Here is a 20,018-nt window from a genome sequence, read left to right on the forward strand (position 1 = left end):
GTCGGTCCGGGACGTCCATCCTGAGACCTCAAGGAATCTTGAGGTCAAGCCGCCACCATGGCCAAGCATGGCGCGGGGGTACGACAATCGGTGGGGTGATCAACGAAGAGGGGCGGAACGTGGGGACCGAGACCGGCATCGACGTGGACAAGGCGCGGGCGGACACGCCGGGCTGCGCGCGGGTCGCGCACCTGAACAACGCGGGGGCCGCGCTGCCGCCCGCACCCGTGATCGAGGCGGTCGCGGAGCACTTCGCGCTGGAGACGACCATCGGCGGGTACGAGGCGGCCGACCGGAACGCCGAGGCGGTCGAGCACTTCTACGGCGCTGTCGCCGGGCTGATCGGCGCGCAGCCCGAGGAGATCGCCTACGTCGAGAACGCGACGCGCGCCTGGGACATGGCGTTCTACGCCATCCCGTTCGCGGAGGGCGACCGGATCCTCACCACGACCAACGAGTACTCAAGCAACGCGATCGCCTATCAGCAGATCGCCGCCGCCAAGGGCGCCCGCGTGGAAGTGGTCCCGGACGACGCGAACGGCACGCTGGCCCTCGACGCATTGGAGGCCGAACTGGCCAAGGGCGGCGTCCGGCTCGTCTCGCTGAACCACATCCCGACCTACAACGGGCTGGTCAACCCGGCGGCGGAAGTGGGCCGGCTGTGCCGCGAGCACGGCGTCCTCTACCTGCTGGACGCCTGCCAGTCGGTCGGGCACCTCGCCGTGGACGTCGCCGAGATCGGCTGCGACATGCTGTCCGCGACAGGCCGCAAGTACCTGCGCGGGCCGCGCGGAACGGGCTTCCTGTACGTGCGGCGGGAGATCGCCCGGACGCTGGAGCCGCCGTTCCTCGACCTGACCGCCGCCGAGTGGAAGGCGCCCGACGGCTACGAGATCCGCGACGACGCGCGCCGCTTCGAGACGTGGGAACGGTACGTCGCCGGGCAGATCGGGCTGGGAGCGGCGGCCGACTACGCGTCCGCGCTGGGAATGTCCGCGATCGAGCAGCGCGTCACCGATCTGGCCGCGACGCTCCGGCGGATGCTGGCCGAACGGCCCGGCGTCACCGTCCGGGACCGCGGCGAACGGCAGTCGGGCATCGTCTCGTTCACCGTCGACGGCCATGCGCCCGCCGCGATCCAGGCGGCGGCGCGGGAGCGGGACGTCAACGTCAGCGTCGCGGTGCCGCGGGACCACGGATACGACCCGCACGGCCTCGACGCGGCCGTGCGGGCCTCCGTGCACTACTACAACGACGAAGACGACCTGGAGCGCCTGATCGCGGCGCTCCCCTGATCGCTCAGACGTTGCCGCGGGCCGCGCTGATGTCGGCGAGCGCCGACGCGGAGTCCTTCTCCATCGCCAGGTCGCCGATGGAGACGATGCCGACGGGGCGCCCGTCCTCCAGGACGGGCAGCCGCCGCACCGACCGCTCGCGCATGATCTGCGCGGCCTTGTCGAGCGAGTCGTCCGGCCCGACCGTCGCGGTGACGCTGCTGGCGAGCCGGCCGATCTTGGCCTGGGCCGGGTCGCCGCCCGCCGCCAGCCCCCGCACGACCAGGTCGCGGTCGGTGACCACGCCCTGCAGGTCGTCGCCCTCGGCGACGAGCACCGCGCCGATGTCCTCGTCGCGCATCGCCCGCGCCACCGTGACGATGTCGAGCTCCGGGGACACCGACGTGGGGGAACCGGTCATGATGTCGCGGATCTTCGTGGCCATTGCACACTCCTCGAGCCTCGTGGTCGTTCTGCCGGGTGTACCGGGCTGGGTCCCGCCCTACCCGGCAGGACGACCCTCATTCGCGCGGCCCGGCCGGCCCCGTCCACCGGGCCGCGGGGTCCGCCGCGCCGCATGTCACTGATGCGTAACGAAGCGAACCCCGTCGCTAAAGTGGTCGTCTTTCAAGGTGCACGGGGGGTCTCGGCGAAGGACCGCCCCCGGCGGCATGCGCGATCACCGAGCTGAGAAGGGGGCAGGCCGTGAACGACGTCCCGCAGGAACCGGAGCCGGCCGACCGCCCGGAGGACGTCGAACCCGAACCGGGCCGCACGGCCACCGCCGAGTTCCGCATCCCGGCGCCCGCCCCGGCGAAGAACGCCTCGCTGACCAGGCCCGACATCCGGCGCCCGGACAAACCGGCCGAGCCCGCCGAAGACACCGAGGACACCGAGCCCGCCGAAGACGCGGCGGACGACGCCGAACCGGCCGGCGAGGAGGCGGACGCGCCGACCCCGCAGGAAGACGAGGACTCCGAGGAGACGCCCGAGCAGGACGCGCCGCCGGAGGCGGAGGACGCGGACGCGAAGGCGGAGGAGAGTCCCGAGGACGCGGAGGAAGAAGAGCCGGAGGCGGACGCCGCGCAGACCGTCCCGGAAAAGGGCGCTGAGCGGGCCGAAACCGCGCCGGACGCGGACACCGTTCCTGAGCAGGACGCGCCTCCCGTCCCACCGGAAGACGACGAGCCCGCGCAGGAACCGGCGGACGAACCCGCTGCGGCCCGCGAGCCGGAAGACGAGCCGGAGGCGTCCCCGGAGGAGGAGCCGGACGGGCCCGAGGCGACCGACGCGGAGGAGGACGAGCGGCCCGAGGCGTCCGCGGAGGCGGCACCGGAGTCGCGAGCGGAGTCGCCCGCCGCGGTGACGCGGGTCGAGCGGCTGCCCACCTCATGGGAGGTGCCCGCGCCGAAAGACGCCGCCGCGCAGGAGCCGGCGGCGCCGCCGCGGCCGGGCGGGCAGGAGTGGTGGGAGACGCCGCGCCAGAGCCCCGGACCGGCGGGATGGGAGGCGCCGCAGCAGGCGCCGGCGGGCGAGTTCCGGCCCGACTCCATCCGGTGGGACGCGGCGCCAGGCGCGACGCCGCCAGGACCGACGCCGCAGAACGCGGCGGCGCCTGTGCGGCCCGTCCAGAGCGGCCCCTGGGAGGTCGCCGCACCGCGGCCGCCCGCTCCGGCCCCGCCCATGGCCCAGACGGAAGAGCGGCCGAAGCGGCGGCGCGGGCTCATCGTCCTCATAGCGGCGCTGGTGCTGGTCGTCGGGGTGGTGGCCGGGCAGCTGATCCGGCCGGTTCCGGATCCGACCGTGAAGCTGGACCTGGCGTCCAGCCACGTCTTCAAGGGAGCGGCGCCCTCGCTGCCGTGGCCGGCGGTCGGGCAGTCGGCGGTGTACGTGGACGGCCTGGGGGCGATGGGATCGTCCGGCGGGTCCGCGCCGACGCCGACGGCGAGCGTCGCGAAGGTGATGACGGCGTTCGTGTACCTGCGCGACCATCCGCTGAAGACGGGTGAGGCGGGGCCGGTGCTGGCGGTGTCGCCGCAGGGGGTGGCGGAGATCCCGGCCCGCAAGAAGCGCGGGGAGTCGCTGCTCGGGATCACGGCGGGGCAGCGGCTGACCGAGCGCAAGGCGCTGGAGGCGCTGCTGATCATCTCGGCGAACGACCTGGCGCACGAGCTGGCCCGCTGGGACGCGGGCGGCGACCAGCCGTTCGTCGCGAAGATGAACGCGGCGGCGCGGGAGCTGGGGATGACCAGCACCCGCTACACCGATCCGAGCGGGTACGACTCGCGGACGGTCAGCACCGCCGCCGACCAGGTGAAGCTGCTGCGGGCGGCGATGAAGGTCCAGGCGTTCACCGAGATCGTGAACCGGCGGGCGTACGTGCCCGATGACGGCAGCCCGGCGCGTCCGGGCGGGAACATCCTGGTCGGGCAGTACGGGGTGGTCGGCGGGAAGACCGGCTACACCGACGCGGCCGGCGGGAACTTCGTGTTCGCGGCGCGCAAGCGGGTCGCCGGCGTGCCGACGCTGATCCTCGGCGCGGTGATGGGGCAGAAGTCGCCGAGCGCGATGGCGGCCGTGGAGGCGGGCGGGCGGCTCGTCGCGGCGGCGGAGAACGCGCTGACCCCGGCGACCCTGGCGGGGAAGGGCGCCAGGGTCGGCGAGGTCGACGACGGGCTCGGCGGGACGACGCCACTGCGCGCCGCGTCCCCGGTGACGGTCGTGGGGTGGCCGGGGCTGCGGGTGCCGGTTGCGGTGCGGGGCGACCCGCCGCACCAGGGCGGTGCCGGTGAGCGGGTCGCGTCGGTCACGGCCGGTGCGGCGGACGTGCCGCTGGTGCTCGGCGCGAAGCTGGACGAGCCGTCCTACCTGAAGCGCCTGATCAGGCTGAACTAGCCGGCGTAGAGGGCGGACAGGAAGCGAACGAGCAGGGCCTCGCGGGTGGCCGGCGGCAGGCCGTTGAGGACGGTGTTGACGACGGCCATCTCGGGTCCGGCGCCGTCGAGGTCGACGCCGACGGCGGCGAGGAGGCCGGTGAACCCGGCGTCGTCGAGGCCGTCCAGGTCCAGGTCGGCGAGCGCGGCGAGGAGGTCGGCCGGCACGTCGGGCGGGCCGGATGCGCGGGCGGCCTTGGCGGCGTCGGCGAGCGCGGACAGCAGCGCGTCGACGTCGCTGACGCCGGTGAGGGTGAAGTGCAGGTTCGGCGGGACGCCCTGGTAGGCGAGCTGCGGCTGGAAGAACCAGCCGCGGGCGCGGGCCTCGTCGGCGATGGTGAAGACGTCGAGGGCGGGGTCGTCGGAGGCGACGGCGACGAGCGGAACGGCCGGGTCGCCGAGGACGTACAGTCCCGCGATGCCGGCGATGCCCGCGATGAACCGTTCGGCGGTGTCCATGGCGGTCGCGGCGAGGTCGCGGTAGCCCTGCGCGCCGACCGCGTTGAGCGTGGCCCAGGCGGCGCCGAGCGGGCCGGCGCTCTTGCTGCTCTGGACGCCGGCGTTGATGACGGTGTAGCCGGGCCATTCGGCGGACGCGAAGTAGGCGGCCCGGCGGACCGACTCGTCCGCGAACAGCACGACGGACGCGCCCTTCGGCGCGTACCCGTACTTGTGCAGGTCGCAGGAGATGGACGTGACGCCGGGCACCGACAGGTCGAACGGCGGGACGGGACGTCCGAGGTCGCGCAGCCAGGGCAGCACCCAGCCGCCGACGCACGCGTCAACATGGCACAGCACCCCGGCGGACGCGGCGACACCGGCGATCTCCTCGACCGGGTCCATGACGCCCTGCGGGTAGGACGGCGCGGACGCGACGACCAGGACGGTGTCGGGCGTGATCGCGGCGGCGACGGCCGCCGGGTCGGCGCGGAAGTCGCCGTCCACCGGGATGTGGTCGGCGTCGAGGCCGAGGTAGTGCGCGGCCTTGTGGAACGCGGGGTGCGCGGTGGTGGGCAGGACGATCCGGGGCCGTCCGGCGACCGGCCGGGCGTCGCGGGCCGCCTTCACCGCGAGCATGATCGACTCGGTGCCGCCGCTGGTGAAGATGCCGGTGCCGCCGCCGAGCTTGGCCGCGACGGTGGAGACGATGCGGCGCTCCAGCGCGACGATGCTGGGGAACGCGGTCGGATCGAGGCAGTTGACCTCGAGCATCTCCCGGAAGGCGGTGGCGGCGAGGTCGTGCACGGCCTCGCGTCCGGTGTCGTACACGTAGGCGGTGACGTGGCCGCCGCGCACGGGCAGGTCGGCGTCGCGGAGCCGGGCGAGCTCGGCGAGCAGGTCGGCGCCCGCGCGGCCGTGCTCCGGGAGAACGGATTCAGTACCGCTCGAGGGGGGACGACCCCCCGCGCCCCCCGGGGCGACTTCGTCGGATTCAGACGGCATGGGGCTGTGCTTCCTCGCTCGTTCGGTGGGCGGCGGCGAGCCGGCGGTAGGCCAGCAGGAGGGGGACGGCCAGCAGGAACAGCAGGGCCGGGATGATCGTGAACCCGACGGTCAGCCCGGTGAGCGCCGAGCCCGTCTGGTGGACGGGCTCGTCCAGGTCGGACGACCGGAACGACGACACGGCCAGCACCAGCGCGAACACGCCGGGGCCGAGGGCGAGCGCGCCCGTCTCGGCGGCCGTCCACAGGCCGGTGAACGCGCCGGCCTGGGCCTGCCCGGTGCGTCCCTTGTCGGCGTGGACGGTCTCGGGCAGCAGCGACAGCGGGAACAGCTGGACGGCGGCGTAGCAGACGCCGGTCAGCCCCGCGAGGACGAGCACGCCGGGACGGGATCCGGAGGAGATCGCCGGGTAGGACGCGAACCCGGTGACGGCGAACATCGCGAGCGCCGTGACGTAGCAGGGGACGATCCCGTACCGGACGGACATCTTCCGCCACAGCGGGACGGCGAACGCGCTCGGCCCGACCATGCACACGAACATCGCCGAGGTGAGGCCGTAGTCGTCCAGCCGGTAGGTCGCGACGTACGGGGCGCCCGCCAGCATGATGGCGACGGCGAGGGTGTGCGCGGCGTAGCCGCCGAGCAGCGCGAAGAACGGGCGGTTGCCGCGCGCGGCGCGCAGCGCGGCGGCGAGGCCGAGCGGGCGCGGGCCGGGCGTGGAGGGGATCCACCGGTTGGCCAGTGCGCTGGTGATCAGCGCGGCGCCCATCACGACGCCGATCACGGCGCCCATCAGCGCGTATCCGGCGCGTCCTCCCCCGGCGGAGTCGGACAGGGCGGGCGCGAGGCCGCCCGCGACGAGGATGCCGACGGTCAGGCACACGACCCGCCACGCCATCGCCCGGCCGCGCTCGGACGGCAGGTCGGAGATCTCGGCGGGCAGCGCGACGTACGGCACCTGGAAGCAGGCGAACGCGCTCGCGGCCAGCAGGAACGTCACCGCGGCCCAGCCCGCGCCGAAGCCCGGCGAGTCCACCGGGACGGCGAACATGGCGGCGAACAGGAACGGCAGCGTCGCGCCGCCGACCAGCAGCAGCCGGGTGCGGCGGCCCGTCCGGACGGCCTCGCGGTCGCTGGCGGCGCCGACGATCGGGTTCAGCACCACGTCCCACGCCTTCGGGACGACCAGGACCGCGCCCGCGATGGCGGCCGAGACGCCGAGTACGTCGGTCAGGTAGTACAGGAGCAGCAGGCCGGGGACGGCGGAGAACACGCCGGTGCCGACCGAGCCTATGCCGTAGCCGAGCAGCCGCCGCCGGGCGAGCGCGGCGCTCACGACGCGTCGCCCAGGTTCAGGCCCGCGGTGACGATGCGGCGCAGGTTGGCGCGGAACCGGGCCAGCGCGGCGGCGTCGTCCATGCCGTGGCGGCGGCCGTCGGCGCGCAGGACTCCGCCGCGCGCGAACCCGTGCGTGCACCAGACGACGGTCCAGGCGACGTACTCGACGTCGACCTCGTCGGCGGCGCCTTCGGGCAGGACCTTGGCGACGGCGTCGACGACGGTCTCCATCAGCGGCCGGACGTAGGTGTTCTCCAGGTCGGCGACGTCGGCGGCGTCCGACAGCCACCGGTGCATCCACAGCCCGGGGATCTCGGGGTGGGCGGCGCAGAAGTCGACGTAGCGGTCGACGACGGCGAGGATCCCGGCCGCGTCGGGCGTCATCTCGGCGACGGCCGTCGCCAGGGCGGCGCGTTCGGCCTGGTGGGCGCGTTCCATGACGGCGAGGTAGAGGTCGCGCTTGCCGCCGGCGTGGTAGGCGACGGTGGCGATGTTGAGCCCCGCCGCTTCGGCGATCATGCGGGTGGAGGTGCCGTCGTAGCCGAGGGCGGCGAACAGCCGGGTCGCCGCGTCGAGGACGCGCTCCCGGCCGGAGTCGCTGGTCATGCCGCACACCGTAGGGCGCCCGCCGCGTCTCCGTCAATCGTTTGATGGAGAGCCGCGGACGGGGTGGCCGCCGGGGCCGCGGCCGGGGCGGCGGCCGCTACTCGGCGGCGGCGGTGTCGGGGTCGCGGCGGCGCGGGCCGTCCAGCGGGATCACGTCCCCGCCCGCCCGGCCCTCCGGCGGGGTGGTGAGCCAGACGGTCAGCACCATCTCCATCTCCAGCCGCGTCTCCGGGTCGTACAGCCGCTCGCCGAACAGCTCCTCGAGCTGGTGCAGCCGGTACCGGACGGTCTGCGGGTGGACGTGCAGCCGGGTCGCGACCTCGGTGGCGTTGAACCCGTTCTGCAGGCACGACAGCAGCGTCCGCATCAGCCGCTCGCGGTGCCGCGGCCGGACGGTCTTCAGCGGCGCGAGCCGCAGGTCGGCGACGGCGCGAACCAGCTCCTCGTCCTTGAACACGACGAGCGTCGGCATGTGCTCGGCGCAGCGGATCAGCCGGTCGGACGCCAGGATGCCGCGGCGGGCCAGCGGCAGCGCCTCGCGCGCCCAGCGCAGCGACTTCGCGGCGTCCTCGGTGCGGACGGTCGGGCCGAGCGCGGCGACCCAGTTGCGCAGCGCCGACTCCAGCATCCGGCCGCGTCCGGGGCCCTCCGGGTCGGGGACGAGCAGGCACGGCTCGCGCCGGTTGACGTCGGCGAGGACGTCCGGCGGCAGCGACGGGTGCGAGAACGGCTGCTGCCCCCGCTCGTACAGCACGACCGCGGCGACCGTCCGGGGGACGCGCCACTGCGCGAGCCGGGCGAGGTCGGCGACGGCCTGCGGCGCGGCGGGCGGCTCGGCGAGCAGCATGTCCAGCAGCCGGCGGCGGCGGTGCTCCAGCTCGCCGGCCTCCTGCTCGCGGGCCTTGGTGTACCCCTCGGTGGCGGCGCGGGCGATCTCGTCGAGGAACGCGAAGATCGCCTCGGCGATGCTGGCGAGGGTGCGGCGGGAGATGTTGTAGCGCTCGGACTCCGAGGCGAGCCGGCGCCAGGCCACGCGGGCGCCGAGCCGCAGCGAGGTCTGCAGGATGTCGAGGTTGCGGCCCTCGCGGGCCTCGGCCCAGCCGATCTCCCGGTAGACGGAGGCGACCGCCTCCCAGGAGCTCTCCGGGTCCATGATCAGGTCGACGAACTGCCGCAGCGCGCCCTCCACCGCGGCCCGGACGAGCCGCGCGTACTCCTCGTCCTGCGGGCGCGAGTACTCGGGGATCCCGGCGAGGATCTCCTCGATCATCTCCTCGGCGAGGGCCTCCAGGTGCGGCCGGAACATCTCCGACAGCTCGCTCGGCACCCCGGCCCACGGCTTCAGCGGCGAGCGCCCGCCCCCGTCCGGGGAGGACGGCGCCCCGGGCCCCGCGGGCCCCTGCGCTCCCCCGGACCCCCCGGGCCCGCCGGCAAAAGCTTTCAGGCTCGTCGTCACCTTCGCACCTCCCGCCCCCGATCGGGTTCGGACCTCGGGGCCATTCGGAAGCTACCGAGCCCGAACCGGGCGGGCTGCACGATCGGGCACGCATTGCGGTCCGGCGCTTATAAGACGACTGACAAACCGTTCATCGGAATCTACGTCCGCCGGGCGCCCGGTCCCGCGAGCACGGCGGCGGCGCCGAGGCCGAGGTAGACGAACCCGGTGGCGTACCGCTGGCGGCGGCGGAACGCGGGGCGGGCCCGCAGCCAGCCGCCGAGCGCCCCGGCGGCGAACGCGTAGACCAGGTCGGCGGCCAGCCCGATCAGCGCGGTGACCAGCCCCATCCCCACGATCTGCGCCGGGACCGCGCCGGCCCGCGGATCGACGAACTGCGGCAGGAACGCCAGGAAGAACAGCACGACCTTGGGGTTCAGGACGTTCACCAGCACGCCGTCGAGGTAGACGCGGTGCAGCGGCCGGGGCTCGAGGCGCGGCCCGTCCTCGCCGTCGCGGGCGCGGAGCGTCCGGTAGGCGAGGAACACCAGGTAGGCGGCGCCCGCGTAGCGCAGGACACCGAACGCGGTGGCGGACGCGGCGACGAGCGCCGACAGCCCGGCGGCCGCGGCGGCGATGTGCACGAGCATGCCGGACTCCACGCCGAGGGCGGACGCGACGCCGGCGCGCCGCCCCTCCCCGATGCTGCGGGTGGTGATGTAGAGGTGGTTCGGTCCGGGGATCGCGACGAGGGCGGCCGCGGCGAGCAGGAACAGCAGTGGGTGCGTCACCCGGGGAACGCTACGAGCGCGATGGTTCGTCCGGGAGAGCCAATAGGGCGCGCGAAAACAGGACCAATGGGCGCGACCGGGTCAGGCGGGCGTCGCGTCCGCCAGCGCCCCGGCCAGCACCAGCCGCCCGGACGTGCGGACCATGTCCCTGATCTCCTCGGTGGGCCGGCGCAGCGAGGCCAGGCTGACCAGGGCGGCGAGCAGGATGTGGCCGAGCACGACCTCCACCTCGTCGCGCGCGGGCACCGGCTCGCCGATCGCGGCCGACAGCCGGTCGCGGACGAACAGGAACAGCACCGTGCGCGCGTCGTCGACGCTGGAGTCGTCGGAGGTCACCGCCTGGATGATGGCCGAGGTCAGGGTCCGCTCCTGCGCCGCCACCTCGACGATCCGCTCCAGCAGCGCGGTGAGCCGCTCGACCGGGGTGTCGCCGACGGCCAGCGCGTCGATGTCGCCGGTGATGCGGTGCGCCCAGGTCGCGGCGACCTCGGTGAGCAGGTGGTCCTTGGTGGCGAAGTAGCGGTACACGGTCGCGCGGGCCACCCCGGCGCGGTCCGCCACGTCGTGCATCGTGACGGCCGGGTAGCCGCCCTCGCGCGCGAGATCGCGCGCCGCGTCGATCAGCCGCTCGCGCCTGGCCTGCTGATCCTTGGTCAGCGTCCGCGTGACGGTGAACCGCACATCGCCGCTCAAAACGCCTCCTCGCTGTGACCGTCCCCCATTCTCCCGCACGTTCGGCCGTTTCGCGCCGCCGGGCGGGGGCCGGGCGGCCCGGTGCGGCCGGTTCCGGTTCGGGTACCTACCGCTTGCTTGGCGGCGACGTTAGTTTAGACGGCCGTCTCATGCCAGTGCGTCACCGGACGGCGACGCGCGGCTTCCTCGGCCGCCCCTCCCGCGCTCCCCCGCCTGACCGGCGCCATTGTCACCGGCGGAACGCCTGGCCGCCGCGCGGTGCGCGCTCGCATGGTGGCCGGGTGTGGCCGTCCCCCTCCAGGCGCGTCACCCCTGTGGTTGCCCAGTTCAGCGCGCGTCAGCGGAGCTGACGGTCGAGGTGAATTCCTCGAACAGCTCCAGCACCGCGCCGGGGGCCTCGATCTGCGGCAGATGCCCGGCGCGCTCGACGATATGGAAACGCGATCCGGGAATGGCCCGGGCGTACTCCCTGCCGTATTCGGGCGTCATCATTCGGTCGGCCTCTCCCCACAGCACCAGCGTCGGCGTGGAAATGGCCGCCAACCGGTCCTTCAGGCTCGGGTCGGCCATCGACTCACCGCCATAGGCGAGCAGCGCGTCCCGGTTTCCGGCCGCGATGGCACGTTGCTCGCCGGTGAGCGTGGAAAGGTCGACCCGGTACGCGTCCGGATCGGCGTAGCTCAGCTCGATGACCTGGTCGAACGGCAGCGAGAAGAAGTCCGCGGCCGGATGCTCCGCGCTGTCCAGGCCCGCGGCGTCAAGGAGCACGAGCGCTTCCAGGCGCCCGGCCGCGACCAGGGCGAGTTCCGCAGCGATCCAGCCGCCGATGGAACTGCCGATGACGGTCACGTTCTCCAGCGCCAGCTCTTCCAGCAGCCGTGCGTAGAGGTCCGCGAGTGCGCGGATCGAATCGAGTTTCGCGGGACGCGGCGTCCCGCCGAACCCGGGGTGGACGGGGACGAACGTGCGGCGGGACCGTCCGGCCAGCAGTTCGGCGAAACCGCTCACAGAATTGTGACCGGCGCCACCGTGCAGCAGCAGGACGGGCTTCCCCTTTCCGCTCTCGTTAACGGTCAGCGGAACGTCCCCGAGGGAAGTTGACAACAGGTACTCGGACATCCGGCTCCTATTCGGCGTACTCGGTGGCGGGCTCGGTCGCGTAGCGCTTCATGACCTCGATCGTCGCCTCTGGCGTGAATTCCATCCCCGACTCGATCATTTCCTTCAGATCGCGGAAGTACTGGACGTAAAGGTCCGGCGTGAAGGTGTTCAGCAGCCCCAGGGGCTCGTCCCCGGGGTTGGCGAACGTGTGCGGCGCGCCCGGAGGGATCATCGCGAGCGTTCCCGCCGGAACGTCGTAACTGGTCTCGCCGACCGTGAAGCGGGCGGTGCCCGAGACCACGTAGAAGCCCTCGTCGTGCCTCGCGTGCCGGTGCTGCGGCGGCCCTTCGGTGTGCGGGGCGACCGTGATCTCGCCGATCCCGAGGCGGTGGCCGGTCGTGGTGCCGTCCTCCAGGATCCGCATCGTGGTCGTCCCCAGCCGCACGGTCTCCCCTTCGTCCGGCCGGACGATCGCGGCTCTGTTCATCTCGATCCCTCCTTCGTGAGAGTCACCTATCAGGACGATAGGGGGCTCGCGCGAGTTCGTGCAAGTACACTCTCACGAAGAAGGTTGACCCTCAGGAAGGAGCCGGGCGATGGAGGCCGAGACCGCCACCGGACGCGCGAACCAGAAGGCCCGGACGCGCCGGGCGATCGTGGAGGCCTGCCGCGACCTCGCCCGATCCGGCGCCGAGGTCACGATGCCGCAGGTCGCGAAGGCGGCCCTCGTCTCCGAGGCCACCGCCTACCGCTACTTCCCCGACCTGATCTCGCTGCTGCAGGAGGCGCTGGAAGGTCTCTGGCCGGGCCCCGAGCACGCCCTCGCCCCCGTCGCCGCATCCGCCGACCCGGCCGAACGGATCGCCTTCGCCACCGGCTACCTGCTCCGCCACGTCCACGCGCACCAGGGCGCCGTCCGGGCGATGATCTCCAGCACGATCACCGTGCCCGCCCGGTCCGGCGCGCGCCCCGGCATGCGGTTCGCGCTGATCGACCACGCCCTGGCCCCCTTCGAGGGCCCGTCCCCGGACGCCGTCGCCCGCCTCAAGCACTCCCTCACGCTGGCCTGCGGCGCCGAAGCGTTCTTCGTCCTCACCGACCTGTGCGGCCTCTCCCCCGACGACGCCATCGCCACCGCCGTCGAGACCGCCGCCACCCTCACCAGAGCGGCCTTCGCCGACCAGACGTAGCGCCCGCCGTTCATTCCCTCCAGGGAATCGCATCGTCGCAGTTCACGCCGCAGACTGCTGCACATGGACGAACGACTCGAGCAATGGTCCGACCGTTACATCGCACAGTGGAACGAATCCGATCCCGAGACGCGGCGAGTTCTCATCAAGGAACTGTGGACGCCCGACGGTGTCCAGGTTCTGGTGAACCCGCCCCAGGAGATCCGTGACGCCGCGAGGAATCTGGCCTTTCCCATTCCGCCGCTGGAGGTCCGCGGCCATGACGCCCTGAACGGCAGAATCTCCCGCGCTTACGACATGTTCGTCGCCCCGGGCGAACACGTCTTCAAAGCGGCCGGAGAAGCCACCTACCTCCTGCCCAATGTGCTCGCCCTCCGCTGGTCGATGGCCTCGGTCGACACAGGCGAGGCCGTGGGCGGCGGCCTGGACGTCATCACCCTGGACGACGAGGGCCGCATCCGCACCGACCACCAGTTCATCGGAGGGAGCTGATGAATTTCACCAGAGTCCTCTTCATCCCGACCTGAACGTTTTCCCTCAGGGGGTCGTGGCGGGTAGAACGGGAGGGTGACGACGGCCAGAGGCGGGCTCGTGCCCGTGCGGTTCAGCTGGGACCGGGACGACCGGCATCGCAAGTTGCGTGTGCTGGCCGTGCTCGGGCTGCTGGCGGGCGCCGCGATGGCGGTGTTCGGGCTGCCGCCGATCGCGTTGCACAGCCCGCTTCGGCTGGTGGGCATGGTGTGCCCGTTGTGCGGCGGGACGCGGGCGGTGCAGGCGCTGATGCGCGGGGACGTCGCCACCGCGTGGGAGTACAACCCGATCGCGTTCGTCGTGGTGCCGGGCGCGTTCCTCGTGCTGGTCAGGTGGGCCGTGGGGCTGGTCGCCGGACGGTGGGTGAACGTGCAGGTGCCACGCCGGGGCGTGGCGTGGGCGCTGGCCCTCCTGGCGGTGGCGGGGCTGTGGGCGTACCAGGCGTCCCACTCGGCGATGCTGCGCAGCGAGGACGGCGACTTCCGCCACCAGGTGATGGGCATGGGGCTGGCGATGGCCATCGCGGGCGCCGCCGCGGCGGTCCAGATGCTCGTCGTGCTGCCGCTGATGCGCAGGTTCAGGCGCCCGGAGCGCCCCTAGAAGCCCGCCCGGCTCGTCCGGTCCCCTCCGGCGGAAGGTGGGAGGGGACCGGGCGAGCCCCGGGCGGGCGGGTCAGGCGCCTGCCGGAGCGCTCAGGCGACGTCGAGTTCGCGGCGGCGCTCGGCCCACAGCAGGGAGTGGCGGATGGCGTCCTCGATCGTGTACTCCGGCTTCCAGCGCAGCAGCTCCCACGCCTTGTCCGGCCGGACGAACGCGCCGACGACGTCGCCGGGACGCGCCGGCGCCTCCTCCGCGACGAACGCCTCCCCGACCACCTCGCGGAACGCGTCGACCAGCTCGCGGACGGTCGTGCCGTCGCCGGTGCCGAGGTTGATCACCTCGTAGCCGGAGCCCTCCCCGGCCGGGCGCAGCGGCGGGACGATCGAGTCGAACCGGTCCGCCGCCTCGCAGAACGCGCGGGCGATGTCCCAGACGTGGATGTAGTCGCGGATCGCGGTGCCGTCGCGGGTGTCCCAGTCCACCCCGGTGATCTTGAACGGGACGCCCAGCTCGTAGGACTCGATCATCTTGCCGAGCGCGTGCGTCGGCTTGCTGCTCTGCAGGCCGGTGCGCAGCTGCGGGTCGGCGCCGATCGGGTTGAGGTAGCGCAGCGAGACGACCCGCAGCGAGGTCGCGCGGCAGACGTCCGCCAGCATCAGCTCGGCCATCATCTTCGAGCGGGTGTAGGGGTTCTGCGGCTCCAGCGCCGAGGTCTCCGACACCGACAGGTCCGCCTCCGGCCGGTACATCCCCGCGGTCGACGCGAAGATCATCCGATCGCAGCCGTTGCGGACCAGGTGCTCGGCGAGATCGCGGGTCCGCCCCAGGTTGACCCGGTAGTAGCGCAGCGGGTCCTTCATCGAGTCGGGCACCACGATCAGCGCGGCGCAGTGCACCGCGACGGTGATCTCCGGGTGCTCCCGGAAGATCGCGTCGACGAGGTCCCCGTCCCCGATGTCGCCCTGGTAGAAGATCTTTCCGTCGGTGAACTCCGGCCTGCCCGTGACGAGGCTGTCGAGCACCACCGGCGTGATCCCGCGTTCGGCGAACGCGGACGCGATCGTGCTGCCGATGAAGCCGGCTCCCCCAGTGATCAGGACTTTCATATGGCATCCCCTGAGCCAGTGCGTCCCTGCTCGGTCACGGACAGGATCAGCAGCGGGTCGCGGCCGGTCAACGGAGCGCGCTCCAGGTTGTCCGGGTCCGGACCGCGGTGAACCGGGGGCCGGTGCGGGGCGTCCGCGCACGGTTCTCCCGCGCGCGCCCGCCACCTGCGGAGATCCCCGGACGGGCGCGCGAGCCGGGTTCGGTGCCCGGTGCCCGGGGCGCCGTGGCATGTCCGAAACGACTACAGCGTTTGCAGGATCCGGATCGCGTCCGCACCGGTCATCGTCGGTGGATGCAACCGATCCGGGTCCTGATCGTGGACGACCACGCGCTGTTCGCCGAGGCGCTCGCCGCCCGGCTGGGCCGCGAGCCCGACCTGGTGATCCTGCCGATCGCCGCGGACGTGCGGCGCGCGCTGGCGCTCGCCGGGACCGAGCGCCCGCAGGTGGTCGTGCTGGACATGACGCTCGGCGCCGAGAGCGGCCTGGACGTCCTGGACCGCGTCCGCGAGGACCACCCGGACGTGCGGGTCGTGGTGCTGACCGCGATGAGCGACCTGGACACGCTGGTGCAGGCGGTGCGGCGCGGCGCGGTCGGCTGGCTGTCGAAGACCGAGGGCGCCGACCTGGTCGCGCGGGTGATCCGGTCGGCGGCGCGGCAGGGCGGCTGGCTCCCGCCGGACGTGCTGGGCGAGGTGCTGCGCCGGCTCGTCGCGGGCGACCCGCGCGACAGCGGCGGCGCGCGGCTGCTCGCGGAGCTGACGCCGCGCGAGCGTGAGGTGCTGCAGTGCATGGTCGACGGCCTCGGCCGCGCGGAGATCGCCGACCGGCTCGGGCTGTCGGCGAACACCGTCCGCACGCACACCCAGAACCTGCTGGCGAAGCTCGACATGCACTCGGCGCTGGAGGCGATCACGCTCGCGATGCGCGCCGGCATGCGCCCGGGCACCGGCGCCTGACCCCCGATGCCGGGGTCTGGTGCAAACGGCGTAGTGGGGGGTCGTCGTTTGGGCGATTCGGGGGGCTACCGGCCTTCCTACGCTCGGCCGTACCGAAGCAGGAGGCCGGAGGGGAGACCCGTGGAGATCGATGAGGTCGCGGCGCGCGTCGCCCGCAGCTACTGGGCGCTCCTGCTGGTCATGACGGTCGTCCCGCTGGTGCTGGTGGGCGGCCTGATGAGCCGGCAGGACCCGCCCGCGGTCGCCAAGACGCGGTTGCAGGCGACCGCGAAGGCGGCGGACGCGGCGGCCGGCGACGCCGGTGTCAGCACCGAGGTCAGCCAGGTGAAGGCGTTCGCGACCAGCGAGAACCTGCTGAGCGGGGTGCTCGGGCAGCTGCGCCTGCACCGGTCGACGTCCAAGCTCGCCAAGAGCATCTCGGTCGCCGGTCTCGGCACCTCCACGGTCGTGGAGCTGTCGGTGAAGGACAGGGACCCGCAGGCCGCGCGGCGGATGACCGACGGGATCGGCGCCGCCGTCGTGCAGGAGATCAACGACTCCAACCAGGGCGCGATCACGCAGCAGATCGCCGGCATCGACAAGCGGGTGCGGGACCTGGAGAAGAAGCTCGGGCCGCTGTCGCGGCGGGCCGGCGCGCAGCCGAACCCCGACATCGGCGCCGCGAACGAGCGGGAGCGGGTGCAGGCGGAGCTGACCGACCTGCGCTCGAACCGCTCGGACCTGCAGGCGCAGCTGCTGGCCGCCGGGAACGCCTCGGTGGTGCAGCCGGCGGTGCTGGCGCCCAAGAGCAACCCGGCGGTCATGATGGCGGCGGTCGCGGGCCTGGTCGGGCTGGTCGCCGGGATCCTCGTCGCGGTGGTGACGGAGATGGCGCGGCCCACCGTCCCAGGGCAGCGGCGGGTCGCGCGGCGGCTCGGCGTCCCGCTGCTCGGCTGGGCGGACCGGGGGCCGGCGGAGCTCGCCGACCTCGGCCGGCGGGTCCGGCTGGCCGCCCGCAAGGAGGAGGTCGGGAACGTCACGCTGGTCGGCGCGCCCGGCCCGCTGCCCGCCGACCTGGTGTCGTCGGTGGCGTCGGCGGTGTACGGGGACCGGACGAAGGTCGTCGGGACCCGGCCCGTCCGGCAGCGGCCGGGGGAGGGCGGCGGCATCGTCACCGGCGCGGCCGCGAAATCCAAGGACGGCAAGGCGAAGGACGGCAAGCCGAAGGACGGCGGGCCGGAGAAGGGCGGGCCCGGGGACGGCTCCGGCGGCGGGACGGTCGACGGCGCGTCCCTGAACAGCTCCGGTCCCGGCACCGGCAGGAGCAGGTCGGTGGTCCGCGCCGGGGGCGGTACCGCCGTGATGACGAAGAAGTCCGGCGAGGCGGTGTCCCCCACGGACGTCACCCAGCCGGTTCCGGTGCCCGTGCGCGCGGTGTGCCACGTGCACGCGTTCGAGGACATCGATCCGGGGTCGGACGACGAGGTCGGGGTGGTCGTGGTGGTCGGTCCGGTGACGCGGGTGTCGGGGCTGGAGACGGTCCGGGACCTGGTCGCCGCGTCCGGCTGGCCGCTCCTCGGCGTCATCGCCACGTCCCGCAAGATCAAGGGGTAGCAGATGAGTGCAGCCGTTCCGTTCACGATCCCGTCGCTGTCCGGGGAGGTGTCGGACGCCGTGGTGAAGGTGCTCGACTCCGGGTGGATCACCACGGGGCCGCAGACCGCCGCGTTCGAGCAGGAGTTCGCCGACCACCTGGGCGCCGCGCACGTCGTCGCGGTCGCCTCGTGCACGACCGCGCTGGAGCTGTGCCTGCGCGCGCTGGAGCTGCCGCCGGGGTCGGCGGTGCTGACGCCGAGCCTGACGTTCTGCGGCGCGATCAACGCGATCCTGCACGCGGGGCACCGGCCGGTGCTGGTCGACATCGACGAGGACACGCTGGTGCCGAGCCCGGAGACGGTCGCCGCCGCGGCCGCGCGAGTGAAGGCGGTTGCCGGGGGGCGTGGGGGGGCGTCCCCCCACAATGACGGGCCTGCGGCGATGATCGTCCAGAACCAGGGCGGTTACCCGGTGGACGTGGCGGCGCTGACGGAGGCGGCCGGGCTGGACCGGACCCGCGTCATCGAGGACGCGGCGCACGGCCCGGGCGCGGCGCGCGGCGGAAAGCCCGTCGGGTCGGAGTCGTTCGCGGCGTGCTTCTCCTTCTACGCCACCAAGAACATGCCGATCGGCGAGGGCGGCGCCATCGCGACGAGCGACGAGGGCCTCCAGGAGAAGGTCCGCGCGATGCGGCTGCACGGGATGAGCAAGGACTCGTGGAAGCGGTACCTGCCGGGCGGCAGCTGGCGGTACGACGTGAAGCAGGTCGGCCTGAAGGCGAACATGACCGACGTGCAGGCGGCCATCGGGCGGGCGCAGCTCGCCGCGCTGCCGGAGTGGCAGCGGCGCCGCGCGGAGATCGTCGCCGCCTACGACGAGGCGTTCCGCGACCTGCCCGGCCTGACGCTGCCGCAGCGGCACCTCGACGGGATCCAGCACGCCTGGCATCTCTACCAGGTGCGGGTCCCGGACCGGGACGCGATCAGCGCCGAGCTGGAGGCGGCGGGCGTGTCGACGTCCGTGCACTTCATCCCGGCGAACCAGATGACCTCCTACCGCGACATCCTGGGCGCCGACGAGTGCGCGCGGGTGCCGGTGACCGACCGGGTCGGCGAGGAGCTGCTGTCGCTTCCGCTGTATCCCGGGCTGACGTCCGACGGGCGGGACCGCGTCATCGCCGCACTCACCGAGGCGCTGCGGGCCCGGAGCTGACCGTGCGATGGTTCCCGCCGCGACTGTCCCGCGCCGCCCGCCGCGCGGCCGCCGCGCCGCCCCCGCCCGTCCCGGTCAGCCCGCTCGCGCTGCTGATGGGACGGGACGAGGTCGCGCTGGCCGGGCTGCGCGGCCGGCGGCTCGTCCGGGGCCAGCGGGTGCTGGTCACCGGCGCCTGCGGGACGGTGGGGTCGGCGCTGTGCCGGCAGGTCGGCCGGCTGGAGCCGGCGGCGCTGTGCCTGGTCGACAAGGACGCGGACGGCCTCGCGCGGCTGGCCGGGCAGCTGCGCCGCGAGCTCGCGGACGGCCCCGCCGAGGTGCGGGTCACGGCCGCCGAGGCCGACGTGCGGGACGCCGAGCGCGTCGCCGCGGTCGTCGCGGCAGCGCGCCCGGAGCTGCTGTTCCACACCGCCGGGCAGAACGAACTGGCGAAGGTGGAGCAGGACCCGTGCCGGGGCGTCGCCGACAACGTCGTCGGCACCCGGCACGTGGTCGACAGCGCGGTCCGGCACGACGTGCAGCGGCTGGTGTTCGTCTCCTCCGACAAGGCCGCCGACCCGACCTCGGTGCTCGGGGCGACGATGCGGCTCGGCGAGCTGCTGCTGCGCACCGCGACGGGCGGCCCGACGTGCTTCGCGGCGGTCCGCGTCGGCAACGTCATCGGCGAGGCCGGGGCGCTGCTCAGCCTGCTCGCGCACCGCATCTCCTCCGGCGAGGTCGTCACCATCACCCATCCGGAGGTGGCGCGGCACTTCATGACGGTGGCGGAGGCGGCGGGCCTGCTGATCGAGGCGGCGGCGCTGGCGGAGGAGGCGGAGACGTTCGTGCTGGACATGGGCCGTCCCGTCCCGGTCGTGGAGCTGGTGCACCGGTACGCCGAGCAGCTGCGGCTGCCGGAGGTGACGATCCGGTTCAGCGGGCTCGGCCCCGGCGAGAAGCTCGCGGAGAAGGCGTTCGCCGACTCCGAGCGGCGGATCCGCACCGCGCACCCGAAGATCTGGGCGACCCGGCCGGCATCGCCGCCCGCCGGGCTGCCGCTGCTGCTGGACGAGCTGGCGGCGGCGGCCGGGGCCGGCGACGACGTGCGGGTGCGGCTGCTGCTGCGCCGGCTGCTGCCGGAGTACCACCCGGTGCGGCGCCCGCTCCCGGCCGGTGACCCGCCGCCGCCCGGCCCCTCTTGTCTGTGCAACACAGGGTGCAGCCCCGACCCTCCCGGCCTGTGAGGTGCGCG

The 20,018-nt window shown here is 73.6% G+C and carries 19 protein-coding genes; 9 read left to right on the plus strand and 10 right to left on the minus strand.

Translation table 11 applies throughout. The features are described 5' to 3' along the window. The first annotated feature begins 95 nt into the window (after nucleotides 1-95). Entirely contained in the window at nucleotides 96-1,295 is a 1,200-nt protein-coding gene (locus tag QP089_RS09460) for an aminotransferase class V-fold PLP-dependent enzyme (RefSeq protein WP_285911035.1), read from the plus strand. A gap of 4 nt (nucleotides 1,296-1,299) precedes the next feature. Here QP089_RS09460 and QP089_RS09465 read toward each other — a convergent pair whose 3' ends face one another. After that, a complete protein-coding gene (locus QP089_RS09465; protein ID WP_285911036.1) occupies nucleotides 1,300-1,719 on the minus strand; it encodes a CBS domain-containing protein in 420 nt (139 codons plus the stop codon). A gap of 260 nt (nucleotides 1,720-1,979) precedes the next feature. Here QP089_RS09465 and QP089_RS09470 point away from each other — a divergent pair, with 260 nt between their 5' ends. Beyond that, nucleotides 1,980-4,169 (plus strand): hypothetical protein, encoded by a 2,190-nt coding sequence (locus tag QP089_RS09470; protein WP_285911037.1) that lies wholly within the window; start codon nucleotides 1,980-1,982, stop codon nucleotides 4,167-4,169. Here the strand turns inward: QP089_RS09470 and QP089_RS09475 are convergent. From QP089_RS09475 to QP089_RS09510, 8 genes are all read right to left on the minus strand, one after another. Next, nucleotides 4,166-5,650, minus strand: a complete 1,485-nt coding sequence (locus QP089_RS09475; RefSeq protein WP_285911038.1) for a pyridoxal phosphate-dependent decarboxylase family protein — start codon at nucleotides 5,648-5,650, stop codon at nucleotides 4,166-4,168. The two genes, QP089_RS09470 and QP089_RS09475, sit on opposite strands and share 4 nt — an antisense overlap. Further along, a complete protein-coding gene (locus QP089_RS09480; RefSeq protein ID WP_353070561.1) occupies nucleotides 5,640-6,986 on the minus strand; it encodes an MFS transporter in 1,347 nt (448 codons plus the stop codon). Before QP089_RS09480 ends, QP089_RS09475 begins: the two co-directional genes overlap by 11 nt. After that, nucleotides 6,983-7,594: a TetR/AcrR family transcriptional regulator gene (locus QP089_RS48760; protein WP_353070562.1), complete on the minus strand. Its 612-nt coding sequence runs from the start codon at nucleotides 7,592-7,594 to the stop codon at nucleotides 6,983-6,985. The genes QP089_RS09480 and QP089_RS48760 overlap by 4 nt, the downstream gene beginning before the upstream one ends. Nucleotides 7,595-7,691: 97 nt before the next feature. Then, nucleotides 7,692-9,050, minus strand: coding sequence for a PucR family transcriptional regulator (locus QP089_RS09490; protein ID WP_285911040.1), 1,359 nt, complete (start codon nucleotides 9,048-9,050; stop codon nucleotides 7,692-7,694). Between the two features lie 140 nt (nucleotides 9,051-9,190). After that, nucleotides 9,191-9,820 (minus strand): LysE family translocator, encoded by a 630-nt coding sequence (locus QP089_RS09495; RefSeq protein ID WP_285911041.1) that lies wholly within the window; start codon nucleotides 9,818-9,820, stop codon nucleotides 9,191-9,193. A gap of 81 nt (nucleotides 9,821-9,901) precedes the next feature. Next, a complete protein-coding gene (locus QP089_RS09500) occupies nucleotides 9,902-10,513 on the minus strand; it encodes a TetR/AcrR family transcriptional regulator (RefSeq protein WP_285911042.1) in 612 nt (203 codons plus the stop codon). Between the two features lie 327 nt (nucleotides 10,514-10,840). Then, nucleotides 10,841-11,632: an alpha/beta fold hydrolase gene (locus QP089_RS09505; protein ID WP_285911043.1), complete on the minus strand. Its 792-nt coding sequence runs from the start codon at nucleotides 11,630-11,632 to the stop codon at nucleotides 10,841-10,843. Nucleotides 11,633-11,639: 7 nt separating this feature from the next. Continuing rightward, nucleotides 11,640-12,101, minus strand: coding sequence for a cupin domain-containing protein (locus QP089_RS09510; RefSeq protein ID WP_285911044.1), 462 nt, complete (start codon nucleotides 12,099-12,101; stop codon nucleotides 11,640-11,642). A gap of 109 nt (nucleotides 12,102-12,210) precedes the next feature. On the opposite strand from QP089_RS09510, the gene QP089_RS09515 reads away from it, so the two are divergent. From QP089_RS09515 to QP089_RS09525, 3 genes are all read left to right on the plus strand, one after another. Further along, nucleotides 12,211-12,804: a TetR/AcrR family transcriptional regulator gene (locus QP089_RS09515; protein WP_285911045.1), complete on the plus strand. Its 594-nt coding sequence runs from the start codon at nucleotides 12,211-12,213 to the stop codon at nucleotides 12,802-12,804. A 63-nt stretch (nucleotides 12,805-12,867) separates the two neighbouring features. Beyond that, entirely contained in the window at nucleotides 12,868-13,296 is a 429-nt protein-coding gene (locus QP089_RS09520; RefSeq protein WP_285911046.1) for a hypothetical protein, read from the plus strand. A gap of 75 nt (nucleotides 13,297-13,371) precedes the next feature. Then, nucleotides 13,372-13,935, plus strand: a complete 564-nt coding sequence (locus tag QP089_RS09525) for a DUF2752 domain-containing protein (RefSeq protein WP_285911047.1) — start codon at nucleotides 13,372-13,374, stop codon at nucleotides 13,933-13,935. Nucleotides 13,936-14,027: 92 nt separating this feature from the next. On the opposite strand, the gene galE is transcribed toward QP089_RS09525, so the two are convergent. Then, the gene (gene galE, locus QP089_RS09530) at nucleotides 14,028-15,041 is read right to left on the minus strand and encodes a UDP-glucose 4-epimerase GalE (RefSeq protein ID WP_285911048.1); all 1,014 of its coding nucleotides are present in this window, start codon (nucleotides 15,039-15,041) and stop codon (nucleotides 14,028-14,030) included. A 293-nt stretch (nucleotides 15,042-15,334) separates the two neighbouring features. Between galE and QP089_RS09535 the strand changes: the two genes are divergently transcribed. The 4 genes from QP089_RS09535 (at nucleotide 15,335) to QP089_RS09550 (ending at nucleotide 20,010) form a co-directional block, all read left to right on the plus strand. Then, nucleotides 15,335-16,000, plus strand: coding sequence for a response regulator (locus tag QP089_RS09535; protein ID WP_285911049.1), 666 nt, complete (start codon nucleotides 15,335-15,337; stop codon nucleotides 15,998-16,000). Nucleotides 16,001-16,120: 120 nt separating this feature from the next. Further along, on the plus strand, nucleotides 16,121-17,593 hold the full coding sequence (locus QP089_RS09540) for a GumC domain-containing protein (protein WP_285911050.1): 1,473 nt from the start codon (nucleotides 16,121-16,123) through the stop codon (nucleotides 17,591-17,593). Between the two features lie 3 nt (nucleotides 17,594-17,596). Continuing rightward, nucleotides 17,597-18,787 (plus strand): DegT/DnrJ/EryC1/StrS family aminotransferase, encoded by a 1,191-nt coding sequence (locus tag QP089_RS09545; RefSeq protein ID WP_285911051.1) that lies wholly within the window; start codon nucleotides 17,597-17,599, stop codon nucleotides 18,785-18,787. A 2-nt stretch (nucleotides 18,788-18,789) separates the two neighbouring features. Continuing rightward, nucleotides 18,790-20,010 carry an SDR family NAD(P)-dependent oxidoreductase gene (locus QP089_RS09550; RefSeq protein ID WP_285911052.1) on the plus strand — a complete coding sequence of 407 codons (1,221 nt, stop codon included), beginning with the start codon at nucleotides 18,790-18,792 and terminating at the stop codon, nucleotides 20,008-20,010. Nucleotides 20,011-20,018: the final 8 nt, after the last annotated feature.

Origin of the sequence: Actinomadura opuntiae, assembly GCF_030283205.1 — a bacterium.
Taxonomy (GTDB): Bacteria; Actinomycetota; Actinomycetes; order Streptosporangiales; family Streptosporangiaceae; genus Spirillospora.